Annotated in this window: 13 protein-coding genes; 3 read left to right on the forward strand and 10 right to left on the reverse strand. The window is 43.1% G+C overall.

Going from position 1 to position 20,416, the window contains the following annotated elements; all coding sequences use genetic code 11:
• The 4 genes from KKA81_06875 to KKA81_06890 all read right to left on the reverse strand — a co-directional run.
• A partial coding sequence (locus KKA81_06875) for a hypothetical protein (GenBank protein MBU2650638.1) occupies positions 1-3,458 on the reverse strand: 3,458 nt, incomplete at its 3' end.
• Positions 3,459-3,756: 298 nt separating this feature from the next.
• Positions 3,757-4,788 carry a hypothetical protein gene (locus KKA81_06880; protein MBU2650639.1) on the reverse strand — a complete coding sequence of 344 codons (1,032 nt, stop codon included), beginning with the start codon at positions 4,786-4,788 and terminating at the stop codon, positions 3,757-3,759.
• An 11-nt stretch (positions 4,789-4,799) separates the two neighbouring features.
• A complete protein-coding gene (locus KKA81_06885) occupies positions 4,800-5,252 on the reverse strand; it encodes a hypothetical protein (GenBank protein ID MBU2650640.1) in 453 nt (150 codons plus the stop codon).
• Complete coding sequence (locus tag KKA81_06890) at positions 5,249-5,818, reverse strand: RNA polymerase sigma factor (GenBank protein ID MBU2650641.1); 570 nt, start codon at positions 5,816-5,818, stop codon at positions 5,249-5,251. The genes KKA81_06885 and KKA81_06890 overlap by 4 nt, the downstream gene beginning before the upstream one ends.
• A gap of 56 nt (positions 5,819-5,874) precedes the next feature.
• On the opposite strand from KKA81_06890, the gene KKA81_06895 reads away from it, so the two are divergent.
• Positions 5,875-6,603, forward strand: coding sequence for a M15 family metallopeptidase (locus KKA81_06895; protein ID MBU2650642.1), 729 nt, complete (start codon positions 5,875-5,877; stop codon positions 6,601-6,603).
• Here the strand turns inward: KKA81_06895 and KKA81_06900 are convergent.
• The 3 genes from KKA81_06900 to KKA81_06910 form a co-directional block, all read right to left on the reverse strand.
• Positions 6,582-7,178, reverse strand: coding sequence for a cysteine hydrolase (locus KKA81_06900; GenBank protein ID MBU2650643.1), 597 nt, complete (start codon positions 7,176-7,178; stop codon positions 6,582-6,584). The two genes, KKA81_06895 and KKA81_06900, sit on opposite strands and share 22 nt — an antisense overlap.
• Positions 7,179-7,245: 67 nt before the next feature.
• On the reverse strand, positions 7,246-8,955 hold the full coding sequence (locus KKA81_06905; protein MBU2650644.1) for a C69 family dipeptidase: 1,710 nt from the start codon (positions 8,953-8,955) through the stop codon (positions 7,246-7,248).
• A gap of 91 nt (positions 8,956-9,046) precedes the next feature.
• Entirely contained in the window at positions 9,047-10,111 is a 1,065-nt protein-coding gene (locus tag KKA81_06910; GenBank protein MBU2650645.1) for a transporter substrate-binding domain-containing protein, read from the reverse strand.
• A 119-nt stretch (positions 10,112-10,230) separates the two neighbouring features.
• On the opposite strand from KKA81_06910, the gene KKA81_06915 reads away from it, so the two are divergent.
• Positions 10,231-10,641 (forward strand): pyridoxamine 5'-phosphate oxidase family protein, encoded by a 411-nt coding sequence (locus tag KKA81_06915; protein ID MBU2650646.1) that lies wholly within the window; start codon positions 10,231-10,233, stop codon positions 10,639-10,641.
• Positions 10,642-10,797: 156 nt separating this feature from the next.
• Positions 10,798-11,745 (forward strand): thioredoxin-disulfide reductase, encoded by a 948-nt coding sequence (trxB, locus tag KKA81_06920; GenBank protein ID MBU2650647.1) that lies wholly within the window; start codon positions 10,798-10,800, stop codon positions 11,743-11,745.
• Positions 11,746-11,781: 36 nt separating this feature from the next.
• Here trxB and KKA81_06925 read toward each other — a convergent pair whose 3' ends face one another.
• From KKA81_06925 to KKA81_06935, 3 genes are all read right to left on the reverse strand, one after another.
• On the reverse strand, positions 11,782-13,473 hold the full coding sequence (locus tag KKA81_06925; GenBank protein ID MBU2650648.1) for a tetratricopeptide repeat protein: 1,692 nt from the start codon (positions 13,471-13,473) through the stop codon (positions 11,782-11,784).
• 84 nt (positions 13,474-13,557) lie between these two features.
• Complete coding sequence (locus KKA81_06930; protein MBU2650649.1) at positions 13,558-16,683, reverse strand: T9SS type A sorting domain-containing protein; 3,126 nt, start codon at positions 16,681-16,683, stop codon at positions 13,558-13,560.
• Between the two features lie 465 nt (positions 16,684-17,148).
• Positions 17,149-20,274 (reverse strand): LamG domain-containing protein, encoded by a 3,126-nt coding sequence (locus KKA81_06935; GenBank protein MBU2650650.1) that lies wholly within the window; start codon positions 20,272-20,274, stop codon positions 17,149-17,151.
• Positions 20,275-20,416: the final 142 nt, after the last annotated feature.

Here is a 20,416-nt window from a genome sequence, read left to right on the forward strand (position 1 = left end):
AGCAACGATTCGGTTACTCTGGTGCTGTTAATCGCAATGGCTTGTTGCAGATGACCACTGTTAACCGCTGGGTTATATTTTAATAAAAGGTTTACCACGATCGGCTCAGAAAAGTCACTTCCAGCAAAAGCAAAGTTTATATCATCAGGACAATACTTTGCATTATTAGCTATAAGAAAATTGACCATGTTTGCATCGCGTTTCTGGATTGCCCGGGTCAGCAGGCATTCATTTTGAAGGTTACCTCCTTTATTCAACAGATCGGTCAACTCAGATGTACTACCATGCTCAATAGCAAGCAGAAATTCACGTTCTCCGATCTTGTTGTAAAGTATGATTTTAACATCTACCTCAAAAGTCCCGGATCCTGAAGTTGTTATCTTTTCCTGAGACACACGTGTATCTGTTCCCCACTGCCAGCCAGAGAGATCTATGTATTTACTTCCCCTGATTTTGTCGTCTTCAGCCACACTCCCTCCTTTGTCGCTATCCAATAATTCTACTTTAACAGTGATGCCATGCTGCTGGCCATCCCGCACGTAAAAGTGTTTTGTTGCGTATTGATTTTTATATGTACCACTCGAAAACTTATTATTATCTGAAGCATCCCTGTTTACACTGTACACAATATCATTGGTGTTGCGTGAAGTGGTCATATTGCTGGGAATAAAATAAATTCCGCCATATAATTCCACGGCAGCGTCGCCCAGAAAAGCTTGATCATCAGCATTTATACATCTTATCCCGGTTAACTGGATTTCATAATGCCGGTAGTCCATAGGTATTTTACTGAGTTGCTCTCCATTGAACGGGGCCGGCAGGCTTTTCCCATTCCAGAATTCATCCAATACTTTTGTTACCTGTACAATGCTTTCACCGGCATTCTGAGCAACATTCACGATTTCTTTACCAACATCCTCAAAGAATTTCCCAAGTTCCTGCGCCTGCTGAATGACACCTTTTCCCAAATCTGCGAATTCTGCAAGTATCTGCTTTTTTAAAATATCCGCTATCTGATTGAGTTGGCTTTGCAGATCCCCTTTCAAATTAATGTCTACATATACAGGATCCATAACCTGATTGCCGAGCTGCACCTGAATACCAAACCTCATGTTCGCACCACTCTTGTCGAGATTGCCCTTAAAAGTGATTTCTTTTATGCTTGGGATCATGTTTTTACTTACAAGAACTCCCAGAGTGGCTGTTTCGGTCGACATTGTTTTAATTGCGTCCAGAGTTCCGGCACCAATCTGGTCAATAACGGCATTTCCTGAGTTTATTCCCTTTTTCAGCTTCTCAATTTCCTTTGCAGATTGAGCACCCTGCTGTTCCATCCATTGTGTGAGCTGGCTCTGAACGGAATTAATTATGGATGGGGATAAGCTCAGACTGGCGTAAAGGGAAGGAGAAGAATTCAGGTCCTTCCCCCAGGCTTCGAGATCACCGGTAAATGCCCCCCCAAATATTTTCCCCTGGGCTTTAACATAAAACCCGGAAGAATTTATATCTACTAATGCACCACCCTCCATGGTTTCCAGCACCACCACGCGGCCATCGATCATTAAATGGGGGTTTGCACCCAATTCAACATGAAATGAAGGTTTAGGACCTGCTATCCCATAAATACCAAAGATCCTGAAATCACCTGCTTTTATTTCGAAAGGGTCCATGGTTCCCTTTGCAAAAACATTCTGTTCGTTCATTCCCATAGAGATGCTTGATTTTACACCCATCAAATTAAAATCACCCGAAGCAGAAAAAAGGTGCTCTTTTGGATTAAACTGAATATAAGCAGACTCAATACCTGTACTTAACATTGTTCGAAGCTCACCATCAAGCTTCACCTCAGTTATGGCTTCCAGAAAACTGGCAATGTTTATTTGTTGCGCATATCCTTCTATTTTAGAACTCCAAGGGTCAGTTACACTTAACATCATGTCTAATTGCACTATGATCGGCCTGTAGGAACCATCAAACTTTTTTGCAATGTGCAAATCACCGCCCAGACCAAGTTCTGAAACAATTATGGATGGAGACAGGCTGATAGCACCTTTTAAATTTTTGATTCCCAGGCATGGCATACCAAATGGGTTCTCCCACATGCCGTTGCCACCCTTTGCATCCAGTTCAATCCAGCCTCCTATCTGTAAAGGAGCAATTTGAGATTTCATTCCGGCAATAAAATCCAGGCTTTCGCTTTCGCTGATCTCCAGGTTTAAGGTCCCCTCCATGCCAATGCTCGGGGGTTTTGCCGGAGACGATTCTGTCGCAATCCTGAAATCCAGTTTCTTAAACCTTAATTTAGATGTGCCCAAAGGGATATCATTCTTTGTCTCTCCTGTGAGCCTGATGTTTTTATTCTTACCAATGGAACCGTAAAAATAGATATGAGAGGTTTTAAAAATATTTTCAAAATCCCGGCCCAGATTAACACTGCTCATTACATTCAACCCTTTTGCAATGTCCATAGTACTGTTTTCATTAAGCAATAGGCTTGGATATTCCCGATCGGCAAAATTGCTCATAACAATTATCGGTGATTCAAAATCCATTGCATCGAGAAAAGAGCTTCCAACAATCTTGTCAAGCGTAGCGGGCGCAGCCTCAATAGCAATACTTCTGTTTTTTCCGGATTGCCTGAACAGGAATGCCATTTTCCCCGCAGAACTCATCCCCCTTACAATGATTAACTTCTCAAGGGGATACAATGCTACCTCTACCTGATCAATACTTACCTGTTTAATATTGTCATTCGGAAATAGCAACCAGAACTGCTGGGTATATGACCCGCCCAGCTTTGAAACAATTTCATCCACAGTGACGGCCTGGCTGAGCGTGCTTGTAATTACCGGCTCCTCTTCAGTGGAGAGTGTACATTGAGTTTCAAAAACCGCATTTCCAAAATTTGATGTTGAGGAGAGTGTTCCTCCATAGCCGCGGGGATTTCTAAATAACTTAATGGCAATTTCATTTATTTGAAAATCACCAAAACCTATGGCATCCCAGTTTTTTCCTGTGAAATTGAACTCACAGGTGCTGACTGATTTTCCGTCATCAGCTATATCCATATCAAGATCTTTGATATAAAGTGATGATGATTTTCGCAGACTGATCGGGACCAATCTGCCAAGACTGCCACCGGAAAATTTGCTCAGTTTTAATAAATCAATGTTGGCCGAGGCTGGAAATATGGCCGCTATTTTTTTGAGCTTAGAATCTGAAGCGTTTTGCAATATTCGCAATTGAACGTTTGAAATACCTAAAAAAGTTGCTGGTCCTTCTGAAATGATCTCTGTGTCCGATGTAGAAAAGTTTAAATTGGAAACGTCAAAATCATTCTTTATAAAAAAATGAAGTAACTCCTTTTCCAGTTCAGTAGGTGACTGTGCCATTCCTATGGAAGAGAAGAATAAGCAGGCAAGGAATGCCAGGATTTGACTGATTGATAATTTTTTCATATTCTGAATTAGTTTACTTGGTTTCACTTCTTATCAAATGGTCGGCTTGCTTATGCCAATGCGCACGCCAAACAAATGAATACACTATTCCACACTAGTACTGGCAGAAGATTTCCAAGTAAATAAGACTATCTCTTCAGAAGATGAAAGCACTTTCAAATTGCTGCCGTATGATAAATATATACAATAATTTCAATTTCTAAATATTTTTTTCGGGGTAAGACTACTTTTTTTTATAATACTGTGCCCTATTCCCGATTTTCATTGGGACAGGCTTTGCCTATTGTGGTTCAATCCCTCACTTCCCCCTCACAACCAACTTAATAACCAACACCAAAATCAACAATACTAAAATCCCCCCCGATAACCAGTATGCCCATATATTCACTATTCTCGATTGAGCATACATCATATAGTCTTCAAACATAAACGACATGGGGTCAACCTTCCATTCCACTTTATTGCCTTCCAGCTTCGCGGAATTGGTTTCCATGATGATCCCCGGCAGTTCCGCTTCCACGGTATAGCTTTCCATTAAAAGAACCTCTATTAAAAAATGCACCTTTTTGTTCAATTCCTGAAATATGGGAGGTTCAATGTCATTTAACTTCTTAACCGCAGGATTTTTTGTCCATTCATAATAAAGCTCAATGTAATTGTCGGGATGATCCCAGTTATTGTCCAGATAATGCTTAATGCTATCCTGGTATAATATGACATCCTGTGACAACAACTCCTGATCATCAAGTCCTGCAATAGCTTTTTGCAGCACCTTGATGATCTCCCGGCTCACCACATCCTCAAAGTACTCGTTCGCCCTTTCATCAGCCGATTCAAGCCTGGCCGAGTCAACTTTATTAAGCGCAATCTTCTGACCACTGAGCCATAAAATATCCTCCTGATCAAGGTAATCCTGATAATCATACTCCCTGAAGGGATTGGCGGCTTTGATAACTTCCCGGTATTTCGGGTATGAATAAAAGAAACCGAACGACTTTCCAATGTCGAAGTGCCGGTACAATTGTTTCCTCCATCCTGTGTCGGCCGCAACCTCATCGTTCAGCTCCTTCGACTTCCTGAAAGTCTTTGAATAGGTAAGGGAAAAATTATTGCTCCGGGTAGTATCTTTACTGTACTCTTTTATCCAGGTGGAATCAACAGGATAAGGCAGGTTCTTACTAAAAAAAACATCCGAAGAATCACCCGTGATGGTGAATATCCTTGTGAAGGAGCCATCTTCGTGTATTACTGTGGTTACGGTCACCTCTCTGCAGGATGCGAGTGAAAACAGAAGTATGACCAATATGCTGAAAATTTGTTTTGCTTTCATGGTAATAGATTTTAATTGTAATTATTTAAGGCTAACATCCTGGCTTTCTCTATTCTTCCCTTGACAAATCCCTCCGGTTCGTGTTCCTGCCCGGCAGCCATCATAACCTTTTTAACATCAGTATTGCTTAAAATGAACTCTAATCCTTTCAGCTGGCCGGATTTCTGAGAAAGCGAAGCATTCCTGTTTTCCTGCTGAATGACTTTGTCGACAAAGATGTACTGCTCTATCCCAAATACAACCAACAGTGTAATGGATGCTGCAGCAAGAAATCTCACTGCCATAGAAATTGCCGTGCCATATCTCAGGATAAAACGGGGTGTTATTTCTTCCACCTCATCCTGAATCCCTTGCATTATGCTATCGGTCAGCTTCTCCGGGTTGTCCAGCACCGGATCCCTTTTCAGATTACCAATGATTTTAACGTAAGCAGAATCATCGGCTATGTTTTTATTTCTGCTCATTTGTTTTTCCTTTCACCGTTAAGTATATAGTTTAACTTTTCTTTTACTGCTTTCCTGGCATGATAAAGATTGCTTTTAACCTGTGTTTCGTCAATTTCCAGGATGGCTTCCACTTCTTCTGAACTCATTTCCTGGAGATCCCTCATTGCAAATACCAGCCGTTGCTTTTCAGGAAGTTTATCTGCCAGGAGTCTGATAATTTGTCCCAATTCTTTATTGTCCAGGATTAATTCCATTGAGTCTTCCTGCATCTGCTGTAGTTTATCTCCCAGATCATCGATCTTCATGGTATTGGCCCGCCGGATGGATCTGAACCTGTCAATAGCAGTATTTGTTACGATCCGGTACATCCAGGTGGTTAATTTCATTCGGGTATCATATTCACCTATTTTTCGCCATATCTTTATAAAACTTTCCTGGACGCTGTCCTTTGCTTCCTCCTCGTCGCAAAGTATCCTGAAGGCAAGGTTGTAAGCGTATTGCCGTTGTTCTTCGACAAGCTTCCGGAAAGCTTCCTGACTGCCGTTCTTTATTTCATTGATGATATCTCTGGTCACTATTTGCATACCCTGTGTGTGGGATTTGGATATGATACGTTTGCACAGGTAAAAAGTAAAAAAAAATGATGAAAATTAACATTCGTATTTCCATTTATGTCATTATTTTACTTTTGGCATCGCTTTTTCTTACTTCCTGTCAATATCAAAACAACCCTTATGGTTTGGATATTGTTACCGATGTTTCCCAATACAAGGAACTCATCGAAACTGATCCTGACCAGGAACTCATTGACCTGGAAAAATATATCCCGGGAATTGTTTTGGATATCCGTTATGCCACGGATAACAACTTCACCGGGCAGAAGATATATGAAGCTCCAATGGCTTTTGCCAGGAAACCGGTGGCTGAAGCCCTTTTCCTGATACAGGAAGAACTGGGGAAATCAGGACTTGGCCTGAAGATTTACGATGCCTACCGCCCTTATTCTGCCACCCTGAAATTTTACGAGGTTTATCCCGACACGACCTTCGTGGCGGCACCCTGGAAAGGCTCCGTTCACAATACGGGCTGTGCCGTTGATGTTTCGCTCGTTGATCTTAACACAGGATTAGAAATCGAAATGCCAACCCTCTTCGATGATTTCTCTGATAAAGCATCCCATTCCTGCATGGATCTGCCGGAAACGGCCATACACAACAGACAGCTGCTGAAAGAGATTATGACCCGTTTCGGCTTTTCAATTTATGAGCCGGAATGGTGGCATTATAATTTTGCAGATAAAGGTGACTTCGGGATCATGGATATTCCCCTTTTACAAATATCTAAGGCCTATTCTGCATCGCCACACTGAAGCCTGAGCATGAAATTAACCGTGTTCAGATCTAAAGCATTGAACATTGCTTCAACATTATTGGTATAAACTGCTTCGGGTCCAAGCATTGCATCCTTAACAAGAAAGGCTTCAAAATCATAATTCATAGCGTCAAAATAAGTAGCAAGAACACATCCTGTTGAACTTAAACCGCATATAAAAAGTGTGTTAATACCTTTTTCCTCCAGTAGATCAAATAAACCGGTTTTATTGAATGCGCTGGGATATGTTTTAACAATTTGTGGATCATTTTCAGTAACCTGGAGTGTATCCGGAAATTCAAATTCCGGTGTGCCCGGTATGGGACCGAATTCTTCGCTTGTATGATAAACCCTGATCACTGGCAGATCATACATCCTGAATACCATAATAGTCCAGTTCATCCAGTTAAGCGCCGATGCCTGGTCTTCCTGTGAAGCCATTGACAAAAACTGGTTCTGAACATCCACCACCAGCAATGCCGGCTTCATTTCAATCTTTTCTGTCCAGGATGATTGTGCTGAAATAGCATGGAAAACCAGCACCAGACAGGTAAGCAAAAGTGTCTTTTTCATTGGTTAAATTGATATTTGGGTTTATTGCAATGTTAAATCTTTTTTTTTCAGGTATTCCTGTTAATGACTATTTTTTTTGGTAACTCACAGGTCCGTTCTGATATCCAACTTCTTTTCTCCACCATTCGGGATAACCGACTTCTTCAGCTATTTCAGGATTGTTGACATAGCCGTCGTCGTATTTTTGCACCAGGAACCAGCCCAGTTCCCACCACTGCTTTACAACATTATCTGCGTTGCTGATGCAGGTTTCCGTGAGGATGCTTCTGGCCAGTTCAGGTGAAGAGGCATATGCTTCCTGTGCCTTTTTGTCCGTTTCCTGAGCAAGTAAAAATTCTTTCTCTTCAATTTCATTCTGGAGTTTCAGTATATCCTCTTTCATATATGAAAACTTCACGGCAGCCCAGTTTGCTACAAAATTGAAAGCCCACCAGGCAACATCCGTAGAAAATTTCTCGGTATTTCCGCTTTGGTATGATAAAGGCAGGTCGTTCATCCCTGTATAGAATGGCACAAAACAGGTAAGATATGGTTTATCCGGCCCGAACCAGCAAATTCCCCCAACAGCGTCCGGGAGCCAGCTCCTTCCCTGATTAACATATACATATCCTGCATAGAACACCGAAATAGGTCTTTCCCAGGCACCGATCACCTCCTGTCCATCTTTGTTTGCATCATTCTGATTGCCATCGTATTTTCCGATCCAACGGTAAGGACAACCAAAGGGTCCGGCGGCCGGCCCCTGGGTCATGTCGAACTCCGTTCCTTCATAATGATCACGATGTAAAGACATTACATCTTTAGCATCCAGCTTTTGATCCGGGACAATGGAGAATGGATATTCGCGGGTATAACCATCTTCCACCCATGCACTGTATTTTGCTGAGGGTTTTACACGATCGTATATCCTCCAGACCCTGCGAAGGGAATAATAAGGATGGTTATATTCCCCGTAACTGACTGTTTTCAGCCAATCAAGTTTCCCTTGCGATGGATTCCACCATCCTCTTTTTTGCGCTGTCTCATGGAGATTTGCTGAAAACAACATATCAGGGTCTTCAGGATCTACATCTCTGATCCTGAATTCATTGGCGGCAGCGAATATCTGGCCATCCGGGACTTTTTTAGCTACCCACAGGCCGCCCAGGCTATCCATGGTTCCGCAACACATTTCTATTACCCAGCCTTCTTCAGGATCGCCGATGAGCAGGGTCTCGCCCGTACCGTAATAGCCGTATGTATCAATCAGGTGCCCGATCAGTTCAACAGCCTCACGCGCTTTTGTGCACCTTTCCAGAGCAATACGCGACAACTCGGCGCTGTAAAAAATCCGCCGTCCGGAATCGGGTTGCAGCTCAATCTTCGCCCCGTCGGTGCACTCCCCTATCATAAGTTGATGCTCGTTCATTATGCCATAATTGGCATCGAAATAAGCATAGGTATGTGCAACCTGTGGAATAAAACCAATTGGTTTCGTGGCAGGCAGGCTGGGATCAAAATACCCCGGACCCCTGCTCATCCCTACATAACGGATATTGCCTCCTCCAAAACAACAAGGATCATAATAAACCGGCCGCATAGCACCTTCGGGGTGATCCATTGCCGGAACATAGATAATACGCTGGTCGCCCAGCTCATCATCATCAGAGTGGCTCACAAAAACGGAACCGTCTTTACTCGCCCCTTTTGTGACTAGAATGGTCGTGCATGGCATGGCAATTTCCGCCATTAACAGTAGCATAAATACTGCCAAAACATAATTACGAAGGTTTTTCATGGTAACAGGCTTTTATATGATTCCCTTAAAATAGAAAGTAATCAAATATAAGGCAAATCACATACGAAAGCAAGATTATTCTTTTACTCTGCTATTTGCCATACTCCAAACCATAACGGTTCAATATTTCGCTGTAAAGGGGCAATTCTATCTTGCTGACCAAAACCGGATCAATTTCATGTATCAGGTCTTTATTGGTTGAAGCAAAAGAAAAATATTCCTTGGTATATGCGCTTGGTATCAATAGAATTTTCTCTTCCAGGAATAAATGTTGTACCATGTACCTGAGTATGGCCTCATCGTATACAAAAGCCTGTAATATTTCTTTATTGACTGCATCCAGTCCTTTTCCAAGATCTTTCATGTTTTGTGATATGATACCGTATTCTTTCAGGAATTCTGCTGATGCCGAATTCTCAATGCTACCCACACTCACGCGTTGCAAATCCTCCAGCCCCTTTACCGCTGATGATAAATTGTGTACCGTTAACGCTGAAGCAATGGCAGCAGTGAAACTGGATATCAAAACAATAGCCGTGAACATCCAGATTATGGAGATTATCCTGCCCATGATGGTTTTAGGTGTTTTATCCCCGTATCCCACCGTGGTCATTGTCACCGCCGACCACCAGATCCCATCACCAAGTCCCTTGATACCATCATTGAAATGATCTTTGTTTTTTCTCCTCTCAAGTAACCAGACTATGGTACCAAATATAACTATGATAAGAAAAAAAGCCGAGACTATCCGAAGAAACTCCCATGACATCAATCCCCGGAAAATCGTAGTAAAAGTGCCTCCGGACTTTGCTTTCACCGCTATGGCCAGGTTGGTGACGTAAAATGGTTGTGTGAAATAAAACTTCTTTATCCGTTCGGCAGTCACAGTCAATGGATTGATGCTAAGATCAACATCTCCATTCTCTATAGCCTGAAGTAACCCTCCCAGATCATATTCCCTGAATTCATAATCATAATGAAGATCCTCGGCTATTATTTTCCATAAATCAATAGATACTCCATTATATGTTTCACCATTTTTGATTACAAACGGTGGCGCCTCCTTAATCCCTATTATCAGTTTCCTTTCCTGCGAATATCCTGAAAAACAACTAAAGATAACAGCGATGCCCAAAATCAAGACGTACCTTTTCATGAAAGATTTTTCGATAAAGATAATGAAGTTCTTTAAATGCTTCAGTTGACATTACCATCAAAATGTCCCTGGTTCAGGATTAATCAAGTAATTTTGCCCACAAAAAAAATAATAACTTTATGGAAAAGATTAAAGAATTCATAAGCCACTGTAAAGACTTTGCCATCGCAACCGTTGATAACCATAATCATCCACGGGTCCGGATGTTTCATCTTATGAAGTATGACAATCAAACCATGTACTTTGCAACTGCAAGAAACAAGGAAGTCTTCGGGCAATTGCAAAACAATCCATTTATCGAACTGGTTGGCTGGAGCCAGGGTATTATGTTCCGTACCGGTGGAGCTGTTTCTTTTGATGTTGAAGGTTCATTATGCAGGGAGATATACAACAGCAACACAATCCTGTCAAAGATATATGGCAGTTTTGAAAATCCCGAACTCGTTTATTTCAAACTCTCCCTCAGGAATGCTGAGCTTTTTAACCTGACAAGTCTTCCTCCCACAAGGGAATTTATTGAAATGCAATAACAATTCAGAGCCTGGCAAGCCATTTTGTCACATATACAAATCTAAATATGACTTTTTGTAAAGGAAAGATGAATACTTATTGATTTGGCATGTTATTCGCTTAAACCTCAGCCAAAATCCACAAAGTTTAACGATATTTGTAAAAAAGCCATTACCATGAGCGAAACCACAGAAAAAGTACAATGCCTGATCATTGGATCGGGGCCTGCAGGTTATACCGCAGCCATTTATGCAGCACGTGCCGACCTAAAACCTGTTATTTATGAAGGTTTACAACCGGGCGGGCAGTTAACCACAACCACAGAAGTCGAAAATTTCCCGGGATACCCTGAGGGCATCACAGGGCCGGTTATGATGGAAGATTTAAAAAAGCAGGCACTTCGGTTTGAAACGGATGTGCGTTTTGGTTTGATCACCGGGGTCGACTTTTCCCAAAGGCCATTTAAAGTCAAAGCCGACGACGGGAAGACCATCCTGGCCGAAACCGTGATCATAGCTACCGGCGCAACAGCCCAATGGTTGGGATTACCATCTGAATCGGAATATAACGGTTATGGCGTGTCGGCCTGTGCCACCTGCGACGGGTTTTTCTACCGCGGAAAGGTTGTGGCCGTTGTTGGCGGTGGGGATACGGCAGCAGAAGAAGCTACCTATCTCGCCAAGCTTTGCAAAAAGGTTTATCTCATCCACCGCCGTGATGAGCTCCGCGCTTCCAAAGCCATGCAGAAGAAAGTCCTGGAAACACCCAATATTGAGGTGCTCTGGAGCCATGTCACCAAAGAGATCGTTGGGAAAAAAGAAGGTTTCGCCAAGGCTGTTACAGGTGCCATCCTGCAAAATGTAAAAACCGGGGAAGAAAAAACGATCGATATCGATGGTTTCTTTGTAGCGATCGGACATAAGCCCAACACAGAGATCTTCAAAGGACAGCTTGAAACCGATGATCTGGGATATATCCGTACGAAGCCTGATTCGACCAAAACCAATATTGAAGGGGTGTTTGCCTGCGGCGATGTACAGGATCACGTCTTCCGCCAGGCCATAACAGCGGCCGGAACAGGATGCATGGCCGCTATCGAAGCGGAACGCTTCCTGTCACACTAAATGCCGTATCCCGGATATCCTGAAGAAATTCTAAAGCTACCGGTGAATTTGCCCGAGATAAAACGATGGGCTCACACCGGTAACTTTTTTAAAGGCATTATAAAAAGTTACCCGGTTACTGAATCCCGCGTCGGAGGCAATGGCTTCAAGGGTAAGGTTTTCATGAGCATTTTCCGCGAAAAGCCTCAATACTTCATTTACACGGTACTCGTTGATCAGGGTATTGAAATTCCTGGAAAAGTGATTGTTGATCAGTCCTGACAAAACATTTTTATTGGTATTAAGCCGGGCCGCAAGGATATCCAGAGATAAACCAGGGTCAAGGTAGGCTTTTTCACTTTCAAGAACCGTCTGTAACCGGGAAATCAATTCCGTTCCGGCTTCATGATTGCATAAACCTGTCCTGGGTCTTCTTGATTTGCCAATCATCACCCCCCTTTCCACCAGATCCTGCTGCTTTTCAACCAGTAACCGGTGAGCTTTTACCAGTTTGTGGTTTCGCCACAAAAGCAGTATTAACAGAACCAACAAAGAAACAAGCAGGATGATCAGCATGAGATTCCTGGAAAAATAGATCCTGTTCTTTTCTTCCAGGTTCCTGATCTCCCATTGTTTTTCATTGACCTCATGCCGGATCATCAATTGAGACAGTTCTGCTTCCCTTTCGCGGTGGTTCAGACTGTCGCTGATTTTCCGCTCAAGCTTGTAATATTTCAATGCCTGCAAAGGCTCACCGTTGGCCTCGTATGCCTCGGAAAGCACCTTTGCAATTTCCGCCTTATCTTCCGACATTTCACCCTTAACCGCCTGAACATAAGCCTGCAGTCCGGTTTCAATGGCTCTGACAGGTTGCCCCAGCTTCAGCCACACGTTGGCAATATTCTTGAGGGTTCCGGCTTGCCTTCCCGTGGCGTGGATATGCTCCATTACCGCCAGGGCCGAATCGTAATACATCAGAGCATTCGGGTATTGGCCCATTTTATAATATATCAAACCGTAGTTGTTGAGCCCCACCGCCAAATCATTAAGGTTTTTTGCTTTCCAGGAAATCATGACGGAGCGCTCTGCATAATATAAAGCACTGTCGAATATTTCCTGCATCAGGTAAATATTGCTGATGTTCCCAAGAACAGAATACAGCAGGGATGAATCAGTCATATCACGGCAATAGGCGTATGCTTTGAAATAACACTTTAGAGCGGCCTCAAGGCTGTCGCTATTCATGTAAGTATTGCCGATATTATTGTAGTCAGATGCAATCAATCGAATATCCCCGCTTTGTCTGTCTATCTCAAGTGATCGGATGAAATAATTCAATCCTGAACGATAATCACCCATTTGGGAATAAATGATCCCGATGTTTGCATACAAATCCGAAACACCGGCAGAATCCCCGGTCTCACGCATGAACATCAGAGCCTGGGAATAATAACCCAGGGCATTGGGGTACTCTCCCTTTACCAGGGCAGAAGTTCCCATCAGATGCTTTGCCCTGGCCAGTCCGCGTGAATAGCCCAGTTCATCTGAAAGTTTCTCTGCCTGCAGGGCCAATGCATAAGTTGAGTCAGGATAGGAGAAGACAACCTGCCTTGCGTTATTTAAAATGGAGTTTATCCTTATCGTATCGTTGGAATTGACCGCTGTGGTTTCATTGGGTAAAGCGGCATTAAGGAAGGCGGAGGAGCCTGTCCATACGAAAATTATGAAAAAAACTATCCTATTCCGCATGGGTTAAATTTTACGGAAAGATAGGGGTTTTTGAACCACAATAGACACTTAGGACACATTAGTTTTTGCAGTTCTCATTAAATGCTAATTTATTAATACTCTATGAACCTGCATCTTTTCAGTCATATGGATGCTAACAAAATAAATCCCCGAAGGCAAACCAAGCGTTTCCTGCTGATTGTGACTTCCGGTCAATGTGAACCTCAGCAACTCCCTTCCTGAAATATCCGTCACAGAAGCCTCTCCCCTTTCACCATCCGGATTCAGGATATAGATGATGTCATTGTAATGAAATACCTGCAAAGGATGCATCATTACCGCGTCTTCTATCCCGGTTATATCCTTAAAATGCAGGAAGAAACGGCCCGTTCCGCTTTCATCCACCCAGGTGGTGTAACGCTCATTTTTCAGGTTGGTGAAGGTGTTTGTCTGGCGGTCTTCAAGGAAGAGGGGGATGCTTTCCAATTGCATTGTCTCGGCTGCAAACTCAATCTGCCGGGCCTCCGGAACATCTATACCAACATTGACAACTATGGATTCTATGTTTTCCGGGGGCAGGGCCTGTATGGCAAAATCAACACCATTGTCTTCGATAAGCCGGGTATAGAGAGCGAGTTCAGGATTTCCCTTCATTTTTCCGACATCGTAGGATGGATCCAGGCCGGGCGTCATACCTGAAACTAATAAAATCTCAGTTTTGTTATATTGTTCTCCGGTACTTGCATATAATCGCAAGCCCGGGTGATCGCTTTCAGTTTCATTTTTATAATAGGCGGATGTACCGTGTTTACGTATGCTCGTATTGAAATTCAGTGTTGCCCCGTTACTGGCGGCCATAACCATAAAACCCTGGCCGGGTGAGGCGTAGAATGCAGCATCAGCGTTTGCAACCGCATCGTAATCGGCATTGCTTTTCCCGTCCCAGCCGGCGCTTTCATCCCAAAGGTAAATGGCTTCATATGAATCATTCAATGCAGCAGTATTTTGTGTCAGGAAATTATTGGTAGCATCTGCTCCGGTGTTAATGGCAATCGTTGAGCTGAAAGGATTACCAACAAGATTGGCACCCTCAAATGAACCTCCGGTTTTGGTGAGATTAATGCTCTGATTGGAAGTATGGAGGGGACCGGATAAGGTAATGGTTTTATCTGTAGTCACATAATTTACTGCATATCCTTTGCAATCCGTAAAACCTTCTTCGTCCATTAACGTATTGGTTCCGCTGCCATCCGCCCCATTCAGAATATCTATCCAGTAACCGGTATAAGAACCTGATGTATAGCTCTCTTCCCAGCGGTAGAATTGGTTGGATGAACTTCCGGGTGTCCCCAGCCCAAGATTTAATGCATCAAAATTTCCGCTGGTATTCACAGGATCTGAAATATAATGCCATCTGTCGTGGGTAAGAAAGCGCTCAGCTTTAATACTTCCGTCGACTGTCCCGGTTAAGATCAGTGATCCCGTGCCTGTAGCATCCGATTCAAGGGTAAAATCACCTGGGCTGCTCAGGATATTATTATAAAGGTTATGTCCGATAGACAACTGGCCACCGGGTTCCAGATCAAGGGAAGAGAGCGGGAGCATATACAACGACTTTGTTATGGTAAGTTTGTTCCCCGGATAAATATTCGTATGGCCTATATTAAATACCGAACCATGAATGGTATGTGAACCCGAATAATTAAAGGTGAGGTCAACTCCGCTTCCTACCACCAGGTGATTACATGCAATGGCTGCACCAATGGTCGGATCACTCCCGCTTTGATTATGCACACCCACGTTATCTGTTGAAGTTGGTACACTCTCCCGGCTCCAGTTTGCGGCTGTGCTCCAATTGCTGGATGAGGTGTTGAGCCAGGTGTTGAAGGCGGTGGAGGTGGTCCAGGCGGGGCTATTCGTCAATGTCGCATCATTTGTGTTGCTAGTCAAATCCTGTAAAGCACTTCCTGAGTAATTGTCAAAGGTATAATAAGCAACCAGCCCTGCTTCATCGCCTTCCAGAGTTTTACACATGTTATCCCGGATCTCTTCTTCTGTGCGGACATCCGACCAAATACGAAGTTCGTCAAGCTTTCCATTGAAATATTGTTCATATCCATCTCGTTTCGCAATAATTATATTCCTGGATAAAATACTTAAACTAACATTGGTAGAACCGCTCAGAACTCCATCAAAATAAAGATAAGCGGTTGTGCCATTATAGACGCCAGCTATATGGTGCCAGTTGTTATCATTCACTCCAAGCCATATTTCTGCTATACCACTCCCATTTCCAATACCGAAAATTATCGCAAGACTATTTGCAATTGTTAAAAAAAACCAATTACTAGAAACATCTCTTCCATTATCTATAATTCCGTTAAAAGTTGATGTTGTTCCATCCATCTGCATCCAAAACTCAACAGTAAAATTTGAATTTTGAAGAGAAGCATTTGCCGGAATGGTTCCGTAATGTGATGATCCGTTAAAATCCAGGCAGTATTTCGGTCCGAAAAAAGCCGGGGAAGCTGACCACTCATTGCCATTCATGTTTGTTAATGTACCATTAAGATTGTTGGAAGTAACATCATCCAGTGAGGTTCCGCTGGATTCATTAAAGTTATAATATGCAACCAGGCCGCTCTCTGAACCGGTAAATTCCTGGTACATTCCTGCCTGAATTTGTTCCTCCGTTTTTACAAAATCCCAAACCCGTACCTCATCGATCTTACCATTCCAGTAATATTGTGATACCCAAGGGTAAACACCTATTTTAAAAGACCCTGCATTTGCAATGGTACCTGAAAATGTTGAAGGCTGTGATCCGACATTTTTACCGTTTATATATAGGATAATACTACCTCCACTGGTCCAGGTCATGGCCACATGCTGCCATAATCCGGTTGTCAGGGTTCCTGCCTGTATATATTTTTGTATACCGCTTGCATCCCAGACTGACCCATATAATAATGTACCCGATGTTTCAAGGTCGAAAGCGGTTGAAGCCGGCAGCCATTCTACATTTGATTTTCCCATAATGGTGTGCGGTGCGGTTAAATCATCAGGGTAGATCCAGGCTTCAATTGTAAATGAAGTGAAATCAAAAACATCATCATCTGCAACCTCCACGTAATCATTTGCCCCATCAAAATCCAACGCGTTGTTCTGCGCCATCAAATGGGTGTTCAAACCAATAAACAATAGAATCAATAAAAAGACTTTGGCTTTCATAAGTATTGATTTTAATAAAATTTGAGATAAAAGACCTGAAGCCGGATACTTGCAACCTGTAACCTGCAGCGCAAAAAATTAAGTGAATAGCCATCCCCCATGGCATTTGGCTTAATGACTAATCTGGTTTGGCTTTCCGTCATAAAAGGAATCAGTATGTGACCCAAAAATATGAGAGAATAAAAATAGGTAATTTTGTGTGGCAAATCAAGAGAAAACTTTCATATATTATTAACATGAAATAAGGCTCCTAAATAACATTCCCAAGCAAGCATTATGTGAGGCAATTCTCCATTGAGTTTTTTACTTTAATCCGCTAACCAAACTACTCTGATTATTCTTGATAAATCAGGAAACGGGTAGTGATTAATTTATTAATCTATCCACAATAGTCACAATAAAACACAGTAATAGACTTAAAAAACTAATGTGTGCTATTGTGACTATTGTGGTGAAATACAATCACTAATACGTCACCAACACCTTACGGCTCACAACTCCCTCGCTTGCCCGGAAACACACCACATACAAGCCTCCGGGAAGGTTATGGGAATAGCTTTGTTCAGATTCTCCATCCAAAATGCCCGATAACACAGGTTTGCAGGTCATATCGAATACGGCAAACTGCCCGGTAAGCTGTTCAGGATTGCTTATATGCAACGTATTACCACCGTTCCAGGCTAAAATATTTATAACCGAACCGGTAAACTGTTTTTCTCCGATCCCCACCGTGCTGAAATGCAGCAGGAAGCGCCCGGGATCATCGCCTTCGGTTGCGGTAAAGCTGTAAATGGGTTCATTGGTCAGGTTATGGGTAGTCTGGGTTTGGAGGTCGGTTAAGAAAACCGGAAGATCAGGATCAAGATCATCCGTTCCTTCAATCCGGATGTAAAATTGTGTTCCCTCATTTTTTATAAAATATAAGGGAATCTGTATGCTTTCACTAAGCTCCGGCAGACCGTTGGTCGATACTGCCTTCCCTTCGGTTTGCGTATAAAACTGAGGTGCATACCCCGGCAGATACCAGCAATCATAAGCAATATCATAACTCTGGCTTGCTTCAGGTATAAAACGGATCACCGTTTCCTGGGTAGTATGGTACTCAACATCATGAACCGTAAGCTTTAACGTGTTGACTCCTGTTGATTTATACCAAACATCCGTTTCATGACTTCTTAATGCCTTCGGGATGATCAGGCTTCCTGTCTGGTTTTCTGCCACATACACCATAAACCCTTGCATTGGCGGGATCATCTCTCCATTATCTATATCCGTATAGGAAGCGCTGCTTTCCTGCCAGATCTTTGCCGTGCTGCCTATATTCTGCTGCTGCCAATTGAGATCCCATTCAATGTCCCATGTCCAAATAACACCACACGGAAATGGATTTCCCAGCAAATGCCACCCTCTGTTCTCCGAAGTAAGGGTGTGTGTGAGGTTAGTGATGCTTACATTGGAATTATTCCAGGTTCCGCTGAATGACTTGGTCTGATCTGATCCGTAAGCCACCAGATATCCCTTTCCCACCGTGAAGGTGCTTTCAAAACTGCTGTTCCAGCTTCCATCTCCGGCCTTGGTGTTGATCCAGTAATTCGTGGGTTCATCCCAACTGTAAAAGTCCTCATTTACTGTGGGGGGATCGGATACAAAACCCGGCTGAATGGCCTGAGCTGAAACGGGAGAAGAAAGAAAATGCCAGCCATGATTAGCATCGGTCCATTGTGCAATATAGCGCTGAATTTCATAACTTCCGGATCCTGAATACGTACCGTCAGCAACAACGGAACCTGTTCCTGATGATGTACTTTCCAGAAGGAAAGTTCCCTCATTGACAATACCACTGTATATGTCGATCATCCCTCCCGGCCTGACCGTTAAAGTTTTTCCTGAGGTAATAACCGCCTTATCAACACGCATTCCACAATTGTCGGGTATATCAAAATCTGAGTTTACCAGAAAGTTTTCATCCACATCCAATGGATTGGAAAAGGTAATATCCGCACTGGCGCCTATCACCAGGTTCCGGCATTCGATGTTCCAGTCATAGGATGGTTGTACCGAGGCCCCCCCGTAATAATAAACCCCGGTGTTATGGCCGGTTGTGGGGTATGATCCGAGGCTCCAGTTGGAGGTGGTACGCCAGTTGCTGTTGGTTGTATTCAACCAGGTGTTGAAGGCGGAAGAAGCTGTCCAGGATGGAATGGTATAAGAACCTCCACCACTTCCCTGCCAGGTGCCGTCAATATCATTACCCGAGATATCCTGCAGGCTTGTCCCGGTAACATTATCAAATGTATAATAAGCAGCCAGGTTGCTTTCCTGGGTTACATCGAGCATCCGGCACATATTTTCACGAAGCTCCAATGGTGTTCTTACATCATTCCATATCCTGAGTTCATCAATGGAACCATTCATCAGACGGCCACCCGGTTCACCGGGTGAATCCCCGATCCTTGGATTTTGTGAAGAGGACAAGATCGATGTCGAATGGCTCGAGGAATACACTTCAACACCGTTAACATAAAGCCGGACATCAGATCCGTCGTAAGTAGCTGCGACATGCTGCCAGGTATTCAACGTCAATACCCCGGTGGCAATAGTGACTGCCCAGTTATAACCCCCTGAATACGACATCGTAAAATCAAGGTCACCTCCAGCCCCTCCAAACCGGAATACATAACCCTCACTGTTCGCTCCCCCCCAATAATCATTTCCGATGATCGTGTTCTTAAAATATTCATCCTTGAAATCAGTCGGGTATATCCAGGCTTCAATTGAAATATTGGTACCGGTAATATTTAATGCACTTTCTAATGCTACGTAGTCGTCAGTCCCATCAAAACCCAGGCACTGCTTTGGCCCGAAAAGTGCCGGGGATGTCTGCCATTCATTACCGCTCATATTTGTGAGGGTACCATTAAAACTCCCTTTCGTGTCAATTGCAGTAGTTCCGGTGGTCTCGTTAAGCTTATAGTAAGCGACAAGATCCGAACCCGGACTGATGATCTCCCGGTACATGTTCTGCCGGATCTCATCCTGGGTCCTGGCATCGTTCCATATCCTTACTTCATCCATCAATCCGTCAAAATATCTTTCGGTGCCCGATCCACCAATTTCCATAGTACTCATACCATTGGTAATATTCCCGGTATGGGCAACGGTTTTCTCCAGGATACCATTCACATATATTCTCAGATTCGATCCATCATAGGTACCTGCAATGTGATACCATTTGTTTACTAGCATTTGAGTTGTGCCGGTGCATTTTTTATTTCCGGAGCCTGTCGTAACTACAAATTGGGGAATATCATTGTCTTCCAGTTCGCCAGGATGGCTATCCCCAATCCTGAGTAAGGATGAAGCATCGTTGTGCCCGGCAACATTTGATATCCTGGCATCCGGAACCGGATCATTGAATGAATGCGGATAAACCCAGGCTTCTATTGTGATTCCTGAAAATCCATTGGAACTTAAGCCTGTAATGCTTATATAATCATTATCGCCGGCAAAGTCGAGTAAGTTGTTCTGTGCCATGGAATTAATCCCTAAAATCCAAAGCAAAACAATTGACAATAATATTTTAGTCTTCATTCTATATTATGTTTAAGTATATAAAAATTGTAAAACCCTTAGGATAAAAGTTAACACGATACACCCAGGACAGGGCAATGCAGAAAATAGCTTAATGACTGATCTGGCTTGGCTTTCTGTCATTTAATTAATCACAATTGAC

The sequence above is a fragment of the Bacteroidota bacterium genome (genome assembly GCA_018831055.1).
Lineage (GTDB): Bacteria > Bacteroidota > Bacteroidia > Bacteroidales > B18-G4 > M55B132.